Source organism: Pseudomonas oligotrophica, assembly GCF_021726475.1.
Classification (GTDB): Bacteria; Pseudomonadota; Gammaproteobacteria; order Pseudomonadales; family Pseudomonadaceae; genus Stutzerimonas; species Stutzerimonas oligotrophica.
This window is the reverse complement of the sequence record NZ_JAKJRU010000007.1, coordinates 208,909-226,986: the sequence shown is the minus strand read 5'-3', so window position 1 is coordinate 226,986 and position 18,078 is coordinate 208,909. Positions and strand designations below refer to the sequence as shown.

Below are 18,078 nucleotides of genomic sequence, written 5' to 3'. Positions count from 1 at the left end.
GCCCGTTGCTGACGGACGAATCGCTCAGGTAAGGTCATTGCCAATCACAGGACGGAGCTCCCATTGATGACTTCCAAGCTGGAACAACTGAAGCAGTTCACCACGGTCGTGGCCGACACCGGCGATATCGATGCAATCGCACGGCTGCAGCCGGTCGATGCGACGACCAACCCTTCCCTGCTGCTCAAGGCCGCGGCCCTGCCGCGCTATGCGGAGCATCTCGCCGCCGCCAGGGCCCAGGCCCAGGGCGATGTCGGCCTGGCCTGCGACCTGTTCGCCGTCGCGGTCGGCCAGGAAATCCTCAAGCTGATCCCCGGGCGCATCTCCACCGAGGTCGACGCGCGCCTGTCGTTCGACACCCAGGCGATGATCCAGCGCGCCGAGCGCCTGATCGGCCTCTACGAGCAGGCCGGCATCGGCCGTGAGCGGGTGCTGATCAAGATCGCCTCGACCTGGGAAGGCATCCGCGCCGCCGAGCAGCTGGAGAAGGCCGGCATCCAGACCAACCTGACCCTGCTGTTCTCCTTCACCCAGGCGGTGGCCTGCGCCGAGGCCGGCGTATTCCTCATCTCGCCCTTCGTCGGGCGCATCTACGACTGGTACAAGAAGCATGAGGGCCGCGACTACCAGGGCGCGGAAGACCCGGGCGTCCGCTCGGTCACGCGCATCTACGACTACTACAAGGCACACGGCTACCAGACGGTGGTGATGGGCGCGAGCTTCCGCAACGTCGGCCAGATCGAAGCACTGGCCGGCTGCGATCGCCTGACCATCAGCCCGGAGCTGCTCGGCCAGCTGGCCGAGGGCGAAGGTGTGCTGGAGCGCCGTCTCGCGCCCGGTGCCTCGGGCGAGCCGCGCATCACGCTGGATGAAAACGCCTTCCGCTGGGGGTTGAACGAGGACGCCATGGCGACCGAGAAACTCGCCGAAGGCATCCGCCAGTTCGCGCGGGATCAGGAGAAGCTGGAAGCGCTGCTGGGCGCCTGATCAGGAGCGTTCCAGCGCGGTGACGAGGTCACGGAAGGCCTCGCGGTTGGATTCGTTGAGGCTCATCAGGATGCGGTGAGCCTCGAGGACCTTGGCCTTGACCACCTCTTCGGACTGGTCCTGGCTCGGCAGGTCGGACAGGCAATCCGGACAGGGCAGCGGCCGGTCGACGATGTTGAATACCTGGTCGAAGCCCATCGAATGCAGCAGCCGGGTGATGTCCGGGTGCGTGGTCACCAGCGTCGGCAGCATGCCGACCTTCTGCCGCGAGAGGATCGACAGCTTGGCCAGCAGGCCGAGGGTGGTGCTGTCGATGCTGCGGCTTTCCGTCAGATCGATGACGATGGACGAGAAGTTCAGCGACGAGAAGATCTTCTCGATCGTGGCATCCAGCGCCGAGCAGAGCGTCAGGCGGATTTCGCCGACGAACTTGAGCACGAAGGTGCCGTCCATCTCGGCGAACTGGATCTTTCCAGTACTCATGAAAGGTTCCTGCTCAACACCAGCAAGGCAATGTCATCAGGCATGTCGGCTACTTCGGCGAGACCGAACAGGCTGCTCAATCCACCCAGCGTTCCACCGGCGCTCTTGATCAGCTCCGGTAGCGCGGCTTCCTTGTCTTTGAGTGTGTCGCCCGGCAAAAGGTCCAGAATGCCATCGGAGAGCAGCGTCAGGCTGAAGGCCTTGGGCAGCTCCAGCTGGAAGTCCTGGTAGGTCGCCTCGTTGAACAGCCCGACCGGCAGCCCGCGGCCTTCCAGGTAGCGCGCCTGCCCGTCGGCGTAGAGCACCGGCAGCGGCAGGTGGCCGCCGATGGCGTAGTGCAGGATGTCGCGCTCGATGTCGATCACCCCGCCCAGCATCGTCACGTGCTTGCCCAGCTTGCAGTTGATCAGCCCGCGGTTGATGTGATCGAGCACCTCGGAGGGCTTGAACTCGCGCAGGGTGCCGCTGCGACGGGACTCGTAGAGCAGCCGCGTGGTCATGAACTTGAGCAGCACGGTGACGAACGCGGAGGATGCGCCGTGGCCGGACACGTCGGCCAGGTAGAAGCCGATGCGCCGGTCGTCCACGCGGAAGTAGTCGACGAAGTCACCGGACAGGTACAGCGACGGGATGATCTGGTGCGCGAAGTCGAAGCCGTCGGCGCTCCAGGGCGTCACCGGTAGCATGTTCATCTGCACCTGGCGGCCGGCGTCCTGGTCTTCCTGCAACAGGTGCAGGCTGGCCTGCAGGTCGCGGTTGGCGGCCTCGAGCTGCTCGCGGTAGCGGCGGTTCTCCAGGCGCAGGCGCGAGCGATCCAGCGCACGGCGCACCGAATGCTCGAGCATGGCGAGGTCTTCGAGGGGCTTGATCAGGTAGTCGGCGGCGCCCAGGCGCAACGCTTCGACCGCATCGCTCATCACCCCGGCGCCGGAGACGACGATCACCGGCAGGTCCAGCTGGCGCTCGCTGATCTGGCGGATCAGCTCCAGGCCGTCCATCTGCGGCATGCGCAGGTCGCAGATGACCAGATCGGGCTGGCCGGACTCGAAAAGCGCCATCCCTTCGGGGCCGTTGGCGGCCTGCAGAACCCGGAAACCGCTGTCTTCGAGGTAGGCCGCGAGGCTAGCTCGCACCACATCGTCGTCGTCAATGATCAGCAGCGTCGCGCTTGGTTTCTGCATGGTCCTGCCAGGCGACAATTCGCCAGGATGATGGTCTGAGCCTGAGTCCGTACCGAGGAAGGGGCACGGCTGCTTTCAAGGCGCAGACGGTACTCCCATACGAATGGGGTTTCAAGCCGCACGGGCGCCGTGCCGGCCAGCCTTTGCGGCTTCGATTACCGATGGCTATAAGAACCCTTGGGTCCATGAACAGAGGACGAACAACAATGAGTCAGAACGACCGCCAGTACAGCGAAAAGCGCGACTTCATCCGCATGCACATCGACGCCACGGCCTACCTTCGGATTGGCGAGCGCGAGCTGAGCGCCACCTGCGTGGACCTGTCCAGCACCGGCATGCAGTTACTGCTCGACGAAGCGCTGCAGCCGGGCGAACGGGTGCGGGTGCTGATCCCCTCCCGTCACAGCGAGCTCAAAGGGCTGGACGCCGAGGCCGAGGTCGTGCGGGTCGCCGAGCACGGCAACGGCCACTACGACGTCGGCCTGGCCATCATCTCGATGAGCTGACCCGCCAGGACTAGAAATCGTCCTCGACCTGGCCGTCCAGCGTGCGGAATTCGCGGTTCTGCAGGTAGGCGTTGCGGACGAAGACGTACTTGTCCCCGGTGATCATCCTCTCCGCCGAGAGCAGCCCGGCGCGGGTGTCGACCAGTTCCACGCCGCGCGTCAGGTTGCGGGTCGGCACGTGGTCCATGTACGGATAGGGCTGCAGGAACGCATCGGGCACCCGGCCGGCGGCGTCGCGGATCGTGCTGGGTCCAAGCAACGGCAGCACCACGTAGGGACCGTTGCCCAGCCCCCAGGCGCCGAGCGTCTGGCCGAAGTCCTCGTCGTTCTTCTGCAGGCCCATGTGCGTGGCGACATCGAAGAAGCCGAGCAAGCCGAAGGTGGTGTTGAACAGGATGCGGCTGGCGTCGATGCCGGCATCGCGCGGCTTGCCCTGCAGCAGGTCGTTGGTCATTACCACGACATCGCCGAGGTTGCCGAAGAAGTTGCTCACCCGGTCCTCGACGAAATCCGGGGTGACCTTCTGGTAGCCCTTGGCGAGCGGCTTGAGGGTATAGGTGTCGAGCGTGTCGTTGAAACGGAAGATGGCGCGGTTCACGCCCTCCCACGGGTCTTCCTCGGCTGCCTGCAGCGGCAAGGCGGACAGCGCGGCCACCGCGGCCAGCACGCCTGACTTGATGAGCCCGAATCGACCTGCACCGATCGTAGGCATCGCAACTCTCCTGTGTTGTTGACTGGGCTGGCATCCGCCGCCCACGCGGCGCGAAGTATAAGGCCAATCGCCCGCTTCGCGTGGAGGCGGCAAAGGACCAGACAAGCGGGCAGCGGCTGGTTTAATCTTCCGGCATCCGGCCTGGTCTTAACCAGGTCGCTCCGTAACCGAAGAGGGAAGCAACATGCCGGAACGTGAATTGCAGTCGCAGCTGCTCGAGCTGCGCAACCAACTGGCTCAGGACACCCCGCTCACCGACGACGAGCGCGCGTCCCTGCAGGCCCTTGCCCAGGACATCGAAGCCCGCCTCGCCGCGCGTGGCGAAACCGAATACAGCGACTCGCTGGTCGACGGCGTCAACCTCGCGGTCGAGCGCTTCGAGGTGAGTCACCCGAACATGGCCATGACCCTGCGCAACATCATGCAGAGCCTGGCGAACATGGGCATCTGAGCCCGCGCCGAGCAGGCCTGCCGGCAAGCGGCGGCCTGCTTCCCGCCATCACTGCCTGACCAGGCGCCGATTGTCGATCGCCAGCGACTCGGTGCTACGGTAGGGATTGATATCCAGCCCGCCCCGGCGCACATAGCGCGCATAGACCGTCAGCCGCTCCGGCTGCAGCAGCCGCTGCAGATCGAGGAAGATGCGCTCCACGCACTGCTCGTGAAAATCGGCATGCTGGCGAAAGCTCACCAAGTAGGCGAGCAGCCCCTCGGCGGCCAGCGCCGGCCCGCGATAGTCAACCACCACGCTTCCCCAGTCCGGCTGGCCGGTGACCGGACAATTGGACTTGAGCAGCTGGCTGTGCAGCACCTCATCCACCACCTGCGTCCGATCACAGCCGAGCAGCTCGGGCCGCGGCTCGTCGTAGTGCTCGATGGCGATGTCCAGGTCGTCGATGCAGCGCCCCGGCAGCCTGCCGATGCCCTCGGCCGACACCTCGTCCAGGCCGCGCAGGCGCACCTGCACTGGCTTGCCGGCAGCGCCGGAGAGATCGCGCGCCAGGGTTTCGGCCAAGGCCTCGCGGCTTTCGAAGCGGCTCTGGTTCAGCGAGTTCAGGTAGAGCTTGAACGACTTGGACTCGATGATGTTCGGCGAATCGGCCGGGATCGCGAACTCGCCGATCGCCACCACCGGCTTGCCCGACGGCAGCAGCCAGGACAGCTCGTAGCAGTTCCAGATATCCACCCCGACATAGGGCAGCGTCTCGGCACTCAGGCCGAGCTCGGCCCACTTCGGCGCGCGCGCGATGGGAAACAGCAGCTCGGGGCTGTAGGTGGCAACGTAGGCGCTGGACTTGCCCAGCGGCGAAAGCTCGGCGGGATGCTGCATCGCGATGACCTGCAAGAAAAAACGCCGCGCAGTGTAAAGCCTCGCGGCGTTTTTTTCAGGTCCGTCAGGCGGGCCGGCAGTGCTTCGGCTACTGGCGCATGCCCCTGCCGCTCTGCAGCAGGCGGACGCAGACCAGGTACAGCACCGCCGCCGCAGCCAGCATGAAGCTGATAGCCACGCCGATGCGGATGTCCGACACCCCGAGGATGCCGTAGCGGAACGCATTGACCATGTGCAGGATCGGGTTGGCCAGCGACAGCCCCTGCCAGAACGGCGGCAGCAGGTTGATCGAGTAGAACACCCCGCCCAGGTAGGTCAGCGGCGTCAGCACGAAGGTCGGCACGATCGAGATGTCGTCGAAATTGCGCGCGAACACCGCGTTGATCAGCCCGCCGAGGGCGAAGATCGTCGCGGTCAGGCTGATGACCAGCACCGTGATGCCCAGGTGATGCACCTGCAGGTCGGTGAAGAACATCGACAGCAGCGTGACGATCACCGCCACTGCCAGGCCGCGGGTGATGCCGCCCAGGGCGAAGCCGGCGACGATCACATGCGGCGACACCGGAGAAACCAGCAGTTCCTCGATGGAGCGCTGGAACTTGGCGCTGAAGAAGCTCGACACCACATTGCTGTAGGAGTTGGTGATCACCGACATCATGATCAGCCCCGGGACGATGTAGTCCATGTAGCTGAAGCCGCCCATCTCGCCGATGCGGCTGCCGATCAGGCTGCCGAAAATGACGAAGTACAGCACCATGGTGATCGCCGGGGGCAGCAGGGTCTGCGGCCAGATGCGCGTGTAGCGGCGCACTTCGCGGCGCACGATGGTCTGCAGCGCCACCCAGTTGGCGCGGATCTCGACACTCATGGCGCCACCTTCTGCAGGTTGTTCTCCACCAGCGAGACGAACAGTTCCTCGAGGCGGTTGGTCTTGTTGCGCAGGCTCAGGACCTCGATGCCCTGGGAAGCCAGCAGGCGGAACAGCTCGTTGACGCCCTGGCTCTTCTCTACCTGCACCTCCAGGGTATGGTCGTCCACCAGCCGCGCCGGGTAGCCGTCGAGCTGCGGCGCCACCAGCTGCGATTCCTTGAGGTCGAGCAGGAAGGTCTCCACGTGCAGCTGCTTGAGCAGCTCGCGCATGCTGGTGTTCTTGACGATCTGGCCGTGGTCGATGATGCCGATGTTGCGGCACAGCTGCTCGGCCTCCTCCAGATAGTGCGTGGTCAGGATGATGGTGATCCCTTCGCGGTTGAGCTCGGTGAGGAACGACCACATCGAGCGGCGCAGCTCGATGTCCACCCCCGCCGTCGGCTCGTCGAGGATCAGCAGCCGCGGCTGGTGGATCAGCGCGCGGGCGATCATCAGCCGGCGCTTCATGCCGCCCGAGAGCATCCGCGAGGACACATCGCGCTTGTCCCACAGCCCCAGCTGGTTGAGGTAGCGCTCGGCGCGCTCCTTGGCGACCTTCGCCGGGATGCCGTAGTAGCCGGCCTGGGTGACGAGGATGTCGAAGGCCTTCTCGAACTGGTTGAAGTTGAACTCCTGCGGCACCACGCCCAGGCAACGCTTGAGCCCGGCCGGGTCGCGATCCAGGTCATGGCCGAACACGTTGACCGTGCCGCTGGTCTTGTTCACCAGGGTGGAGAGGATGCCGATGGTGGTCGACTTGCCGGCGCCGTTGGGGCCAAGCAAGGCGAAGAAGTCGCCTTCGGCGACGTCCAGGTCGATGCCCTTGAGCGCCTGGAAGCCGTTGCCGTAGGTCTTGGTCAACTGCCGGATGGACAGAGCAGTACTCATAGGTAGATGCACACAACGCAAGGGGATGGGCTTGGGAATCCGTCGATCGTCGACACCGGGCCGCTCCGGATGGATGTTCTGATGAGAGGGGCAGCACGGGAACGCCCGACCGCTCGAAGCAAAAACGAACGACGGCGCCGCGATCAGCATTCGGCGACGGCCCTGCCTGCACGCTGCAGCCAGCACCCTGACGCCGACCCAGCCTATATGGGGATGCTGCATCCGGTTTGCAACCGCAGATTTCCGCGCCCCCTCCATCGCTGCGTCACGCCGTCGCAACAGCGCCGGCGAATACCACGTCCCGGGCCTTCAGAGACATGAGCGCCTATGCTGGACGGATACTTCACCGGGAGAGATTCGCTCATGACGCTGGTCTGGACGCTCGTTCTGCTGCTTGGCATCGCCCTTATCGCCCACCTGCGGCTGGGCCTGGTTCCATCCTTGGCGCTGGTCGCCGTCTACCTGCTGGCGATGGGCGCAGCCGAGGATGTCGCCGGCTGGGTGGTCGCGCTGCTCTGGCTGGCGCTGATCGTCGTCGCCGTGCCGCTGTTGGTCGCGGATCTGCGCCGCAAGTATCTCAGCGCGCCCTTGTTCGACTGGTTCCGCAAGGTGCTGCCGCCGATCTCGGCCACCGAGCGCGATGCCATCGAGGCGGGCACCGTCTGGTGGGATGGCGAGCTGTTCAGCGGCCGTCCGGACTGGGACACGCTGCTGGGCTACCCACGGGCCCGGCTGACCGACGAGGAGCAGGCGTTTCTCGACGGGCCAACCGAAACCCTCTGCGCCATGGTCAGCGAATGGGACATCGCACAACGGATGGACCTGCCGCCGGCCGCCTGGGACTACATCAAGGAACAAGGCTTCTTCGCCCTGATCATCCCCAGGGAATACGGCGGCAAGGGCTTCTCGGCCTATGCCCATTCGCAGATCGTGATGAAGCTGGCGACCCGCAGCGGCGACCTGGCCAGCACGGTGATGGTCCCCAACTCGCTCGGCCCGGCCGAGCTGCTGCTGCACTACGGCACCGAAGACCAGCGCAACCACTACCTGCCGCGCCTGGCCGAGGGCAGCGAGATCCCCTGCTTCGCCCTCACCGGCCCGCATGCCGGCTCCGACGCGGGCGCCATGACCGACACCGGCGTCGTCTGCCGCGGCGAATGGAACGGCGAACAGATGCTCGGCCTGCGACTCAACTGGGAAAAGCGCTACATCACCCTCGGCCCGGTCGCCACCCTGCTCGGCGTCGCCTTCAAGACCTACGACCCCGACCACCTGCTGGGCGACGAAACCGAACTGGGCATCAGCCTGGCGCTGATCCCCACCAGCACGCGCGGCGTCGAGATCGGCCGGCGCCACCTGCCGCTCGGCGCGGCCTTCATGAACGGACCGAACTGGGGCAAGGACGTCTTCGTGCCGCTGGACGCAGTCATCGGCGGCCGCGAGATGATCGGCAAGGGCTGGATGATGCTGATGAACTGCCTGTCGGTGGGCCGCTCGATCTCGCTGCCGGCCACCGGCACCAGTGCGGCCAAGCTGTGCAGCTACGTCAGCGGCCGCTACGCCGCGATCCGCGAACAGTTCAACGTGCCGCTGGCGGCCTTCGAGGGCATCCAGGAGCCGCTGGCGCGCATCGGCGGCAACGCCTGGCTGATGGACGCCGCGCGCATCCTCACCGCCAACGCAGTGGACCTCGGCCAGAAGCCCTCGGTGCTCTCGGCGATCCTCAAGTACCACCTCACCGAGCGCGGCCGCGAATGTATCCGCGACGCCATGGACATCCACGGTGGCAAGGGCATCATCCTCGGCCCGAACAACTACCTCGGCCGACTGTGGCAGTCGGCGCCCATCTCGATCACCGTCGAGGGCGCCAACATCCTCTCGCGCAACCTGATGATCTTCGGCCAGGGCGCCATTCGCTGCCATCCCTTCGTGCTCAGGGAGATGGCCCTGGCCGAGGAGCCGGACCGCGACGAAGCGCTGCGCCGCTTCGACGAGCTGCTCATGCAGCACGTCGGCTTCGCCGTCAGCAACGCCGCCAGCACCCTGGTGCTCGGCCTGACCTTCGGCCGCCTCGGCAAGGCGCCGGGCAACGCCGTCAGCCGCCGCTATTTCCTCGCGCTCAATCGCCTGGCGGCCGCCTTCGCCATGCTGGCGGACCTTTCGATGATGCTGCTCGGCGGCGAACTCAAGCGCCGCGAACGCTTGTCGGCCCGGCTCGGCGACGTGCTGAGCCAGCTCTACCTCGCCTCCGCCGCGCTCAAGCGCTACCACGACCTCGGCGAGCCCGAGGAGCAGGAAGCGCTGCTGCGCTGGGGCCTGGAGGACTGCCTGCACAAGGCCGAGCAGGCGCTCGCCGCGATCCTCGACAACTTCCCCAACCGGATCCTCGGCGGCCTGTTGCGCGTGGTGGTGTTCCCCTTCGGCGCACGCCATATCGGCCCATCCGATGCGCTGGATGCCGAGGTCGCCGCCATCCTCGGCCGGGTCGAAGGCGACCCGGCGCTCGAGCAGCTACTCGACGGCCTGTATCGTCCCGCGGCTACCGAGCAACCTCTCGGCGCCCTGCGTCATGCCTTCGAGCGGATCGCCGCCAGCCGTGAAGCGGACCGCAAGCTGCACCAGGCGCTGAAAAGCGGGGAACTGACGCCCGAGCCTGGCCAGTGCCCGATCACCGCCGCCAGCACAGCAGGCATCCTGAGCGACGCCGAAGCCGCCGAGCTGCGCGATGCCGAACAGGCCAGGCGGCGGGTGATCGACGTCGACGACTTCGCCAAGGACGAGCTGGTGCTGCTGCCCGGCCACGTGCGCTGAGCGCCACCGGGCGGCCGGCGACCCTGGCTGCCCGCCCTTCGCGGCGAACCCTCCCCGCCCTGGCGAGTCAATCAACTGAACACAGTGCTCCGGCGCGCCCTATAATCGCGCGCCCAGAATCAACGAGGTGCCCCATGGCCAATTCCTACCTAGACCACAACCTGGCGCTGCTGGCGCACCTGCGCGGCATCCTCATCGCCATGGGCGAATCCGGCCAGGTATCGGACGAAAGCCACCAGCTATTCATCGAGCGCTTCGACGAACTGGTCATGAACCTGCGGGGCATCCCCGAGGAGCGCCACCTCGGCCAGGACCTGATCTGCCAGGTCTTCCACCGCTACCCGCAGGTCGCCCATCTCGTCCCACGCGACCTGCTGTGGTTCTTCGGCGGCGACTGCCTGCACTTCATGCCCGACGAGGAAATCGCCGTCTTCCAGCAACTCGAAGAACGTCGCTATGACGCCGAACAAAGCGGCGAACCGTTCGACTGGAACCAGGAAAAACAGCTGCTGAGCATGCCGGACGAAAGCCCGCGGCATTGATCATGGGCAGGGCGCGCCGTGTGCATCCGGTACAGGGGCTGCCCTCTTGCCACGGCTGGCGGTGGAAAACGCTGCGCGGTTTTCCACCCTACGCCCATTTGGCAAACGCTTAGACCGCAACCAGTACGCACCGCTCCGCTGCAAGCTGACAATGGCACCGGTAAATGGGAAGACCCAGCAACTCAGCGCAAGATTGTGACTGTGACGCCAACATCAAATAGGCCTCCCGACGAACAATCTATAAACTCTGTACCCAAACCAACATGGATTGGGCTAATGAACAACGTCGATGTGCGCTGGCAGCAACGCCTGGACAACTTCCAAAAAGCACTCAAGCAACTTGATGAAGCAATGTCGCTCATGCAGCAGCGCGACTTATCGAAACTCGAGAAGCAAGGCGTTATCCAAGGCTTCGAATATTGCTATGAGCTAGGCTGGAACACCCTGAAGGATTTCCTGGTCTGGCAAGGTATCGATGGCATCGTTGGCTCACGTGACGCCATTCGCGAAGGCTTCAGCAAAGGACTGATCAGCGATGGCCACGGCTGGATGCAGATGCTCACCGATCGCAACCGGACCTCGCACACCTACAACGAGGAGACAGCCGAAGCGATCCTCGCCAATATCCGATTGCAGCATCATCCACTGCTCAAAGCTTTGGAGAAGACGCTGGCACAGCGGGTCGAGCCAACCAAATGAGCATCGACAATACTGGCCTGAAGGAAGCGGATCTCCAGGCGATCCGGGATACCCTCCAAAGATTTCCCGGCATCTGCGAAGCGATATTGTACGGCTCTCGAGCGAAGGGCGATTTCCGGCCCGGTTCTGATATCGACCTGACACTCAAGGGCGACCATCTTTCCCACCAAGACCTACTCGATATCGAGCTGGAGCTGGATGACCTGCTGCTGCCCTACAAGATCGACCTATCGCTGCATCAGCACATCGACAACCCGCAATTGCTCGACCACATTGCCCGGGTTGGAAAGTCGCTTTACCGCAAGGATCGGTGATCCCGTTGCCCTGGCCATCTGGTGGGCCGTGTTCCAACAGAGCAAAGTCCTGTTGCTCTTTTCGGTAAAGAGCCGCCCAACCACAGTCTCCAACCGCCCCGCAATCCTCACTCCCCCGGCTCAGCCCTGCGCTGCTGGTAGATCCAGTCGACGATCTCCCCTTCCGGCTTGTAGCCACTCACTCCCTCGCGCAGCAACTGGCGCACCTGCGGGTAATCATCCTCATCGACCGCCGCGACCAGGCGGTTCAGCAAAGCCTTCAACTGATCCCACGGCAGGTATTCCTCGCTTGCCGTCATGATCATCGGGTGCTCGGTAGGGCTGACGTTGTCGCCGATCAGCAGCTCCTCGTAGAGCTTCTCGCCGGGCCGCAGGCCAGTGAATTCGATGGCGATATCGCCGTGCGGGCACTTCTCCGAACGAATGCTCAGGCCGGACAGGTGAACAAGCTTCTCGGCCAGTTCGGCAATGCGCACCGGCTGGCCCATGTCCAGCACGAACACATCGCCACCCTGCCCCATGGAGCCCGCCTGGATCACCAGCTGCGCGGCCTCGGGAATGGTCATGAAATAGCGGGTGATCTTCGGGTGGGTCACCGTCACCGGTCCACCGGCGCGGATCTGCTGGTAGAAGCGCGGAATCACCGAGCCCGACGAGCCCAGCACATTGCCGAAGCGCACCATGGTAAAGCGCGTCTTGTTGACGTGATGCACGCCGTCGCGGCTGCCGAACAACACCGGCGCCAGCTCCCGGCTCAACGCCTGCAACACCAGCTCAGCCATCCGCTTGGTGCTACCCATCACATTCGTGGGGCGCACCGCCTTGTCGGTGGAGATCAGCACGAAGTTCGCCACCCCCGCCTGCACCGCGGCCTGGGCCGTATTCAAGGTGCCGATCACATTGTTCAGCACGCCCTCGGCCACGTTGTGCTCGACCATCGGCACATGCTTGTAGGCGGCTGCGTGATAAACCGTCTGCACGCCCCAGGTCTGCAACACGTCCAGCAGCCGCTCGCCATTGCGGATCGAACCCAGGATCGGCACCAAGCGGGTCGCCAGCGCTTCACGCTCGATACGCCGCTCAAGCTCCAGATGGATGCTGTAGAGGTTGAATTCGCTGTGCTCGAACAGCAGCAGGGTATCCGGCTCGTTCGCCAGGATCTGCCGGCACAACTCCGAGCCGATCGAACCGCCCGCCCCGGTGACCATCACCACCTGGCCACGAATGCAGCGCTCGAACAGCGCCTGCTGCGGTGGGACCGCATCCCGGCCCAAGAGGTCGGCGATATCCACTTCCTGGATATCCTCGACCTGCACCTTGCCACTGGCCAGGTCCATAAAGCCTGGCACGCTGCGCACATGCAGCGGGTAATGCTCGAGCTTTTCGAGAATCTCGCGACGACGAGCGCGTGACGCGGAAGGGATGGCCAGGAGAATCTCACCAGCACCCGTCTCTTCGACCATCCGTTCAATGTGCCGGGCCGAATACACACGCAGCCCCGCGATGGAGCGCGCATGCAGGTTGGGATCGTCATCGATGAACGCCACCGGGCGCATCGCCCGCCCCATGCGCAACGCCGCAACCAGCTGGTTACCCGCCGCCCCCGCTCCATACACGGCAACCTTGGGCAGCCCCGCATCCCTGCCCTTGAATTTGGATGGAGACGCCGGCGAGAACCAGTCGCCCATGAAGTACTGCCGCATCACCAGGCGCAACCCGCCGATCAGTACCAGGCTGAGCCACCAGTAGTTGAACACCATGGAGCGCGGAATTACCTTCGGCACGTCACTCCGCCAGTAGATTGCCAGCGACAGCGTCAGCGCCGACAGCGTGACGGCCTTGACGATGGCCATCAGCGCATCGTTGCCGAAATAGCGCATCACCGCGCGATACATGCCAAAGCGCACAAAGAAAGGGATGGAGAGAAGCGGCGCTATACCGAATATCCAAGCGTGACCACTCAATGGCTCGACAAACCCGGCCTCGCCAACCCGCACGAAAAACGCCAGCCAAAGAGCCGACCAGACCAGCACCACATCGGTCGCCACCTGAATCAGCCGCTTCTGCCGCCTCGGCAGCCGCACCAGACGGGCACGAAGTTTCTCAGCAAACCTCAACACAAACCTTCCCCTTCCTTAGCGCCGAACATGCTCGAGTGGCCAACCAGGCGAGCAACATTCTGCAGGCAACACATACACCCACGTAGAGCGAATGAATCAGCCCTTGTGCACAATCCGATCGCCGGCACCCTTACCCGCCACGGTCATGAAGATGTACTTGAAATAGTCCGCGACAGTCAGGCTCTGGATCATTTTTTGATCCGTTTCGGCCAAGAGCGCGGGCGTGGACATATCGATCTCGCTCACTTGTGCCAAGCCGGTAATCCCGGGGCGCACCACATACACACCTCGCCTGGCGCGCTCTGCAGTCAGCTCTTCCTGATTGAACAATCCGGGCCGAGGGCCCACCAGGCTCATCTCACCCTTGAGCACATTCCAGAGCTGTGGCAGCTCGTCCAGCTTGGTCTTGCGTAGAAAATGACCGAATCGGGTAATTGACGCACTGCTGGCCAGATGAGTGGCAACCGATGCGGTATCCACCTTCATGGTCCGGAATTTGACGAGCGTGAAGGCCTTCTGGTGACGCCCCACGCGAACCTGTCGAAAAATCGGCGACCCCGTATCGAAAAGCCCGATTACGGTCAGCAGCAACAGCACCGGCAGCCCGATCACCAGGCCCAGTAGGGAAAAAACAAAATCGAACACTCGAATCACGGATTCACCTGATCTTTCAATCAATCTGTGGGCTCGAAGCAACGCCTGAGCCCCCCTTCCACCGTATAAGGTGGCTTCCAGTCCAACAGCTCGCAGGTCTTGCTGATATCCACCTGCAACGAACCCAGCAAACGCTGCGCCATGGCCTTCTTGCCCAACACCGTAGCACCAAGCTGCAGCAGGCCTGCTGGGACTGGTATCAGCCGAGCAGGCTTGCCCATCGCGCGGCCTACTCCTCGCAGCAGTTCGGTAGTCGACAAATCCTCGCCGTCGCCCGCAAGAAATACTTGGTTGGCGGCAGCCGGATGGTCGATGCAACGGATGATCAGATCGATGAGATTGTCGATGCCGACCAGAGAGCGCTTGTTGTGGATGGCGCCGAGCGGGAGCGGTAAACCTTTTTCGATCCAGCGCACCAAACTGCCAAAGTTTCCTGGGGCACCCGGACCGTAAACCAACGGAGGACGGATAATAACTATCTCCATTCCTGTGCCCCGCTGCATCTCCCATAGCTCCTGCTCTGCTTCCCATTTTGACTGAGCATAGGGTTCTGCGGGATTAGCCTGGTCGGCTGCGGTAAATGGGCGGCTATTGAGATTTCCGTTAACCCCTATTGAACTCAGGAAGATAAAACGTTTCACTCCCGCCGCCACCGCCTGCCTTGCAAGACTTACCGTACCAGCTACATTCACTTGTGAATATTCGTGCTGATCAACCATACCATCCTTAGCCACATGGGCGCGTGCAGCGAGATGAATGACCACTTGCTGACCTTTCAATGCCCTTGTCCAATTTGTATCTCCGCGCAACCCTTCAACTAATATCTCATTTTTCGCCGGGATAATGGAAAGACTTCTTACTGCGCACGTGACATCATAGCGTGCAAAATCACCTAAGCATCTAAAAAGATGGCGCCCAATGAAACCCGAACATCCAGTCAGAAGAACTTTCACAACCCACCCGATCTGCTTACAAAGGCTTAGATCCTAATCGCTTATTTTAATTAATTCCCCTAATCCGGCCCAAAACGCCGCCTAACGCATAGAAGCTGAAATAGTATAAAGACTTAACCATTGAAAGCCTCCCCGCCATTCTTAAAACCTTCCAAGTATACCAAGCCGAAATGAACTTATTTCTAGACAGCGACTCAGAGTGCACCCTATACGATACAAAAGGCTTAATTAACCCCAGCGCAGGACCTGACCGCCTTATGATCTCAATCCAGAGCCCAAAATCTTGGCGCCGAATTACGTCAGGCATTTTGACCTTCCCAAGCATTCTAGTGTCGTAAATGGCACTAGAATTAATAATTGGGGTTTTCTTAAGCAGTAAGGAAAATGTAATTTCCGCCGGGATCGATCTAAATCCCACATACTCGCCATGTTCATTAATTATTCTCGCGGCCGTGCATGAGAGGGCTGCACCTGCATCTTGCATTGCTTGCATCTGAGCTGTTAGCTTTCCTGGAAGCCAGATATCGTCAGCATCTAAAAAGGCTATATACCTACCTGTACTAAACTCTATCCCTTTATTTCTTGCAATCGCCGCCCCTGATCTTACGTCCAATTTCAGAAGCACTATACGATGATCACGACTAGCCATTTCCTCTATTATTTCACACGAACTATCGCTAGAAGAGTCATCAACCACAACTACCTCAACATTCTGATAGTCTTGAGAAATAACTGACCCAACTGACTCCCTTATATACCTCGCCGAGTTATATGAAGGTATTACTACGGAAACCTTATCTGAAACCATAAAAACCCTACAAATCAACCGCTCACTAGAAACGCGATTATTATTTAGCACCTAATATATAGAGCGCCTTCTAATATTACTGCACAGGCACTTATAGCGAGAACAAAAGTGATCACTTCCCCTGGACTGCTAGAGCCATATAACATTTACATCCTCGAGAGGCGGTAGCCTGTTTAAAGGCACGCCTCTCTTGGCCAATGTCCAGCGCAACAACTTCGCCGCACCAACTAATAAACAGAATGGAAAGTGCCTTACATGCACGCCCTACGACCGAAAATTCTCGTATACTTCTTAAAGGTGCATCAAATTTTGTAATTTCCCTTCAAATAGGCTTTTCTGCCCTTCAGCATATTTTTCAGCGCTTGTACCAACGTGGACTCGTTTTTATACAGTCTTTGTTTACGGAGAGCAAACTGAACAATTAGGAGAACTGCTAAAGGCTTAGACATCGCCGCAAAACAGGCGCCTTTAGCTATGAAGTATCTTTTATTGAATCCTTCAAACCATGTCGAACTGCCTAAGATTATATCGGCTATTTTCAGGGGCACGAAATACATGCCAAGACCGATGCGCCAGCAATCAGATAACATTATATTTTCTTCGCCAACATAAAACGTCGAGCCCGCCCCAAACTCTTCTTTAAATGATATACCATTATCTACAAATTTTTTTCTCTTGAAGGATATTTGCACAGAAGACACCTTCATAGATGAAATAAAATTCAGCCTTTGGGTATTTGCCGGATAGGTCTTAAAAACACGATCAATTCCCTCAACCACAAAAGCCAAAAGATCTGCATCTTGCATTTTATCATATTGGCTTACAACGAGATCAGCATATCCCTCAACATAAATTAAATCATCATCTGCCAGCACGCAAATATCAGCCGATGAGTTTTTAATAGCTAGATTCCGGCTCCGACTCAAGCCAATCTCAGATGAATTTATCCATTTAACTTTATGCCCGCGGTAGCTAAATTCTTCAAAGGAATCTTTGCCGCACTGGTTAACCACTACACAATCGCTATTTATCCTCATACTATCTAACAAGTCATAGTTTGCTTGATTCATAGTAGAGATTAGAATATCTATTTTCATTTCAATCATCCAAACAGGATAGAAGCATACAGATACTCACCCTTTGCAAAAACAGAAACCTTCAACAAAAAAATTAGCAAAAATGATGCCATTGCAAAATAAAGAAACTGCTTTTGTTTAGCATATGACAGCAGAATCAAAATAGGGACCATCGTAAAAAAGTCGAAGTACTGGTACATGCGCCAAATAAGGGTAGATGAAAAGCTAACAATCAATACAAACAAGGAAATATATGACAAATTCAAAAGAAATCTATATTTAATAGCCAGCCGCTCGCACTTCACTTCAAGGAAATACGCACAAAACAAAACCATTATAATCTTCGGAAATTTCGTCATAATCCCAAGAAAATTCATTCTTCCCAAATAACTACTATTCAAATATGAAGAGTAACCGGTTAGGCTCATAAAATATTCCATCACGCCATTCAAATCAGCAAAACTTAAAGATAGTAAAAATAACACAATCGTTAGGATAATAGGGAATTTTACTTTTATCCCTAGAGCTCGCCGTAGAAACGCAAACGGTAAAAAATAGATAGCTGTAGAATGAAAACAAGAAGCCAACAAGACTACCGCAATAAACTTTATTTGCTTACCTAGAAAAAGCAGAAAAAAGGAATAGACAACCATGTACACTGCCGTGTACTGCCTTATCCCATTAAAAGAATTGAAGAAAATCAATAAATAAATAAAGTAAAGCAAGAAAAACCAGTGAAGCGTTAGCTCAAGCTTTTTTAATTCATATACAATCAAGCCTAGAAAAGAAACCTGGATAAATGCAGTAAAAAAAAATATCAACTGCGGCTCACCCAACCCAATGGCAAGGTCATTTAACCAAACAAAAAAAATCTCGTTTTTATTTTCTATCCATCCTAAGTCTTTTTCACCAGCAGCCATGCTTAAATAAGCATAGTAGTCAGTCCCCACGCCCTCTTGCAGGCTTAATGCCAATAGTATAGAAAAGAATACTGGAGAAAGAGTGATGAAAAACCCCACCCTGCCAGCCCTTGCATTCGCCATATAAGAATATGCAGTTGAGTAAATCATCATAATTATGTATATCAAATTTATTTACTCATGCG

19 protein-coding genes are annotated in these 18,078 nt (G+C 59.5%); 7 read left to right on the top strand and 12 right to left on the bottom strand.

All coding sequences use genetic code 11. The features are described 5' to 3' along the window. Positions 1-66: 66 nt before the first annotated feature. Positions 67-987 carry a transaldolase gene (tal, locus tag L3N39_RS16115; RefSeq protein ID WP_237258475.1) on the top strand — a complete coding sequence of 307 codons (921 nt, stop codon included), beginning with the start codon at positions 67-69 and terminating at the stop codon, positions 985-987. Here tal and rssC read toward each other — a convergent pair whose 3' ends face one another. Together rssC and rssB are read right to left on the bottom strand one after the other, a co-directional pair. Further along, positions 988-1,470 carry an anti-sigma factor antagonist RssC gene (gene rssC / locus L3N39_RS16110; RefSeq protein ID WP_237258474.1) on the bottom strand — a complete coding sequence of 161 codons (483 nt, stop codon included), beginning with the start codon at positions 1,468-1,470 and terminating at the stop codon, positions 988-990. It lies immediately after the preceding gene. After that, entirely contained in the window at positions 1,467-2,651 is a 1,185-nt protein-coding gene (gene rssB, locus L3N39_RS16105) for a two-component system response regulator RssB (protein ID WP_237258473.1), read from the bottom strand. The genes rssC and rssB overlap by 4 nt, the downstream gene beginning before the upstream one ends. 206 nt (positions 2,652-2,857) lie before the next feature. On the opposite strand from rssB, the gene L3N39_RS16100 reads away from it, so the two are divergent. Further along, positions 2,858-3,157, top strand: a complete 300-nt coding sequence (locus tag L3N39_RS16100; protein WP_237258472.1) for a PilZ domain-containing protein — start codon at positions 2,858-2,860, stop codon at positions 3,155-3,157. A 10-nt stretch (positions 3,158-3,167) separates the two neighbouring features. Here L3N39_RS16100 and L3N39_RS16095 read toward each other — a convergent pair whose 3' ends face one another. Then, a complete protein-coding gene (locus L3N39_RS16095) occupies positions 3,168-3,869 on the bottom strand; it encodes an MlaA family lipoprotein (protein ID WP_237258471.1) in 702 nt (233 codons plus the stop codon). A gap of 184 nt (positions 3,870-4,053) precedes the next feature. Between L3N39_RS16095 and L3N39_RS16090 the strand changes: the two genes are divergently transcribed. Further along, positions 4,054-4,320 carry a DUF4404 family protein gene (locus tag L3N39_RS16090; RefSeq protein WP_237258470.1) on the top strand — a complete coding sequence of 89 codons (267 nt, stop codon included), beginning with the start codon at positions 4,054-4,056 and terminating at the stop codon, positions 4,318-4,320. Between the two features lie 48 nt (positions 4,321-4,368). On the opposite strand, the gene queF is transcribed toward L3N39_RS16090, so the two are convergent. The 3 genes from queF to L3N39_RS16075 form a co-directional block, all read right to left on the bottom strand. Then, positions 4,369-5,199 carry an NADPH-dependent 7-cyano-7-deazaguanine reductase QueF gene (gene queF / locus L3N39_RS16085; RefSeq protein WP_237258469.1) on the bottom strand — a complete coding sequence of 277 codons (831 nt, stop codon included), beginning with the start codon at positions 5,197-5,199 and terminating at the stop codon, positions 4,369-4,371. A gap of 88 nt (positions 5,200-5,287) precedes the next feature. Further along, entirely contained in the window at positions 5,288-6,067 is a 780-nt protein-coding gene (locus L3N39_RS16080; protein WP_237258468.1) for an ABC transporter permease, read from the bottom strand. After that, positions 6,064-6,996, bottom strand: a complete 933-nt coding sequence (locus L3N39_RS16075) for an ABC transporter ATP-binding protein (RefSeq protein WP_237258467.1) — start codon at positions 6,994-6,996, stop codon at positions 6,064-6,066. The genes L3N39_RS16080 and L3N39_RS16075 overlap by 4 nt, the downstream gene beginning before the upstream one ends. Positions 6,997-7,359: 363 nt before the next feature. Between L3N39_RS16075 and L3N39_RS16070 the strand changes: the two genes are divergently transcribed. The 4 genes from L3N39_RS16070 to L3N39_RS16055 all read left to right on the top strand — a co-directional run bounded on the left by L3N39_RS16070 (position 7,360) and on the right by L3N39_RS16055 (position 11,362). Beyond that, complete coding sequence (locus L3N39_RS16070; protein ID WP_237258500.1) at positions 7,360-9,807, top strand: acyl-CoA dehydrogenase; 2,448 nt, start codon at positions 7,360-7,362, stop codon at positions 9,805-9,807. A gap of 134 nt (positions 9,808-9,941) precedes the next feature. Then, the gene (locus L3N39_RS16065) at positions 9,942-10,349 is read left to right on the top strand and encodes a PA2817 family protein (protein ID WP_237258466.1); all 408 of its coding nucleotides are present in this window, start codon (positions 9,942-9,944) and stop codon (positions 10,347-10,349) included. A gap of 276 nt (positions 10,350-10,625) precedes the next feature. Further along, the gene (locus tag L3N39_RS16060) at positions 10,626-11,048 is read left to right on the top strand and encodes a nucleotidyltransferase substrate binding protein (protein WP_237258465.1); all 423 of its coding nucleotides are present in this window, start codon (positions 10,626-10,628) and stop codon (positions 11,046-11,048) included. Further along, positions 11,045-11,362: a nucleotidyltransferase domain-containing protein gene (locus L3N39_RS16055; protein ID WP_237258464.1), complete on the top strand. Its 318-nt coding sequence runs from the start codon at positions 11,045-11,047 to the stop codon at positions 11,360-11,362. The genes L3N39_RS16060 and L3N39_RS16055 overlap by 4 nt, the downstream gene beginning before the upstream one ends. A gap of 107 nt (positions 11,363-11,469) precedes the next feature. Here L3N39_RS16055 and L3N39_RS16050 read toward each other — a convergent pair whose 3' ends face one another. From L3N39_RS16050 to L3N39_RS16025, 6 genes are all read right to left on the bottom strand, one after another. Continuing rightward, complete coding sequence (locus tag L3N39_RS16050; protein WP_237258463.1) at positions 11,470-13,482, bottom strand: polysaccharide biosynthesis protein; 2,013 nt, start codon at positions 13,480-13,482, stop codon at positions 11,470-11,472. Positions 13,483-13,578: 96 nt separating this feature from the next. After that, entirely contained in the window at positions 13,579-14,136 is a 558-nt protein-coding gene (locus tag L3N39_RS16045; RefSeq protein WP_237258462.1) for a sugar transferase, read from the bottom strand. Positions 14,137-14,156: 20 nt separating this feature from the next. Then, positions 14,157-15,089 (bottom strand): UDP-glucose 4-epimerase family protein, encoded by a 933-nt coding sequence (locus L3N39_RS16040; protein WP_237258461.1) that lies wholly within the window; start codon positions 15,087-15,089, stop codon positions 14,157-14,159. Between the two features lie 46 nt (positions 15,090-15,135). Next, the gene (locus tag L3N39_RS16035; RefSeq protein WP_237258460.1) at positions 15,136-15,897 is read right to left on the bottom strand and encodes a glycosyltransferase family 2 protein; all 762 of its coding nucleotides are present in this window, start codon (positions 15,895-15,897) and stop codon (positions 15,136-15,138) included. A gap of 302 nt (positions 15,898-16,199) precedes the next feature. Beyond that, entirely contained in the window at positions 16,200-16,994 is a 795-nt protein-coding gene (locus L3N39_RS16030; RefSeq protein WP_237258459.1) for a glycosyltransferase family 2 protein, read from the bottom strand. 5 nt (positions 16,995-16,999) lie between these two features. Further along, positions 17,000-18,046, bottom strand: coding sequence for an EpsG family protein (locus L3N39_RS16025; protein ID WP_237258458.1), 1,047 nt, complete (start codon positions 18,044-18,046; stop codon positions 17,000-17,002). Positions 18,047-18,078 lie beyond the last annotated feature (32 nt).

Excerpts from the sequence above, each read along its gene's own strand:
- L3N39_RS16025 (WP_237258458.1), bottom strand. The coding sequence starts at position 18,046 with ATGATGATTTACTCAACTGCATATTCTTATATGGCGAATGCAAGGGCT.
- L3N39_RS16075 (WP_237258467.1), bottom strand. The coding sequence starts at position 6,996 with ATGAGTACTGCTCTGTCCATCCGGCAGTTGACCAAGACCTACGGCAAC.
- L3N39_RS16055 (WP_237258464.1), top strand. The coding sequence starts at position 11,045 with ATGAGCATCGACAATACTGGCCTGAAGGAAGCGGATCTCCAGGCGATC.
- L3N39_RS16100 (WP_237258472.1), top strand. The coding sequence starts at position 2,858 with ATGAGTCAGAACGACCGCCAGTACAGCGAAAAGCGCGACTTCATCCGC.
- L3N39_RS16080 (WP_237258468.1), bottom strand. The coding sequence starts at position 6,067 with ATGAGTGTCGAGATCCGCGCCAACTGGGTGGCGCTGCAGACCATCGTG.
- L3N39_RS16070 (WP_237258500.1), top strand. The coding sequence starts at position 7,360 with ATGACGCTGGTCTGGACGCTCGTTCTGCTGCTTGGCATCGCCCTTATC.
- rssB (WP_237258473.1), bottom strand. The coding sequence starts at position 2,651 with ATGCAGAAACCAAGCGCGACGCTGCTGATCATTGACGACGACGATGTG.
- L3N39_RS16065 (WP_237258466.1), top strand. The coding sequence starts at position 9,942 with ATGGCCAATTCCTACCTAGACCACAACCTGGCGCTGCTGGCGCACCTG.
- tal (WP_237258475.1), top strand. The coding sequence starts at position 67 with ATGACTTCCAAGCTGGAACAACTGAAGCAGTTCACCACGGTCGTGGCC.
- L3N39_RS16060 (WP_237258465.1), top strand. The coding sequence starts at position 10,626 with ATGAACAACGTCGATGTGCGCTGGCAGCAACGCCTGGACAACTTCCAA.
- queF (WP_237258469.1), bottom strand. The coding sequence starts at position 5,199 with ATGCAGCATCCCGCCGAGCTTTCGCCGCTGGGCAAGTCCAGCGCCTAC.
- L3N39_RS16030 (WP_237258459.1), bottom strand. The coding sequence starts at position 16,994 with ATGAAAATAGATATTCTAATCTCTACTATGAATCAAGCAAACTATGAC.
- L3N39_RS16095 (WP_237258471.1), bottom strand. The coding sequence starts at position 3,869 with ATGCCTACGATCGGTGCAGGTCGATTCGGGCTCATCAAGTCAGGCGTG.
- L3N39_RS16090 (WP_237258470.1), top strand. The coding sequence starts at position 4,054 with ATGCCGGAACGTGAATTGCAGTCGCAGCTGCTCGAGCTGCGCAACCAA.
- rssC (WP_237258474.1), bottom strand. The coding sequence starts at position 1,470 with ATGAGTACTGGAAAGATCCAGTTCGCCGAGATGGACGGCACCTTCGTG.
- L3N39_RS16035 (WP_237258460.1), bottom strand. The coding sequence starts at position 15,897 with ATGGTTTCAGATAAGGTTTCCGTAGTAATACCTTCATATAACTCGGCG.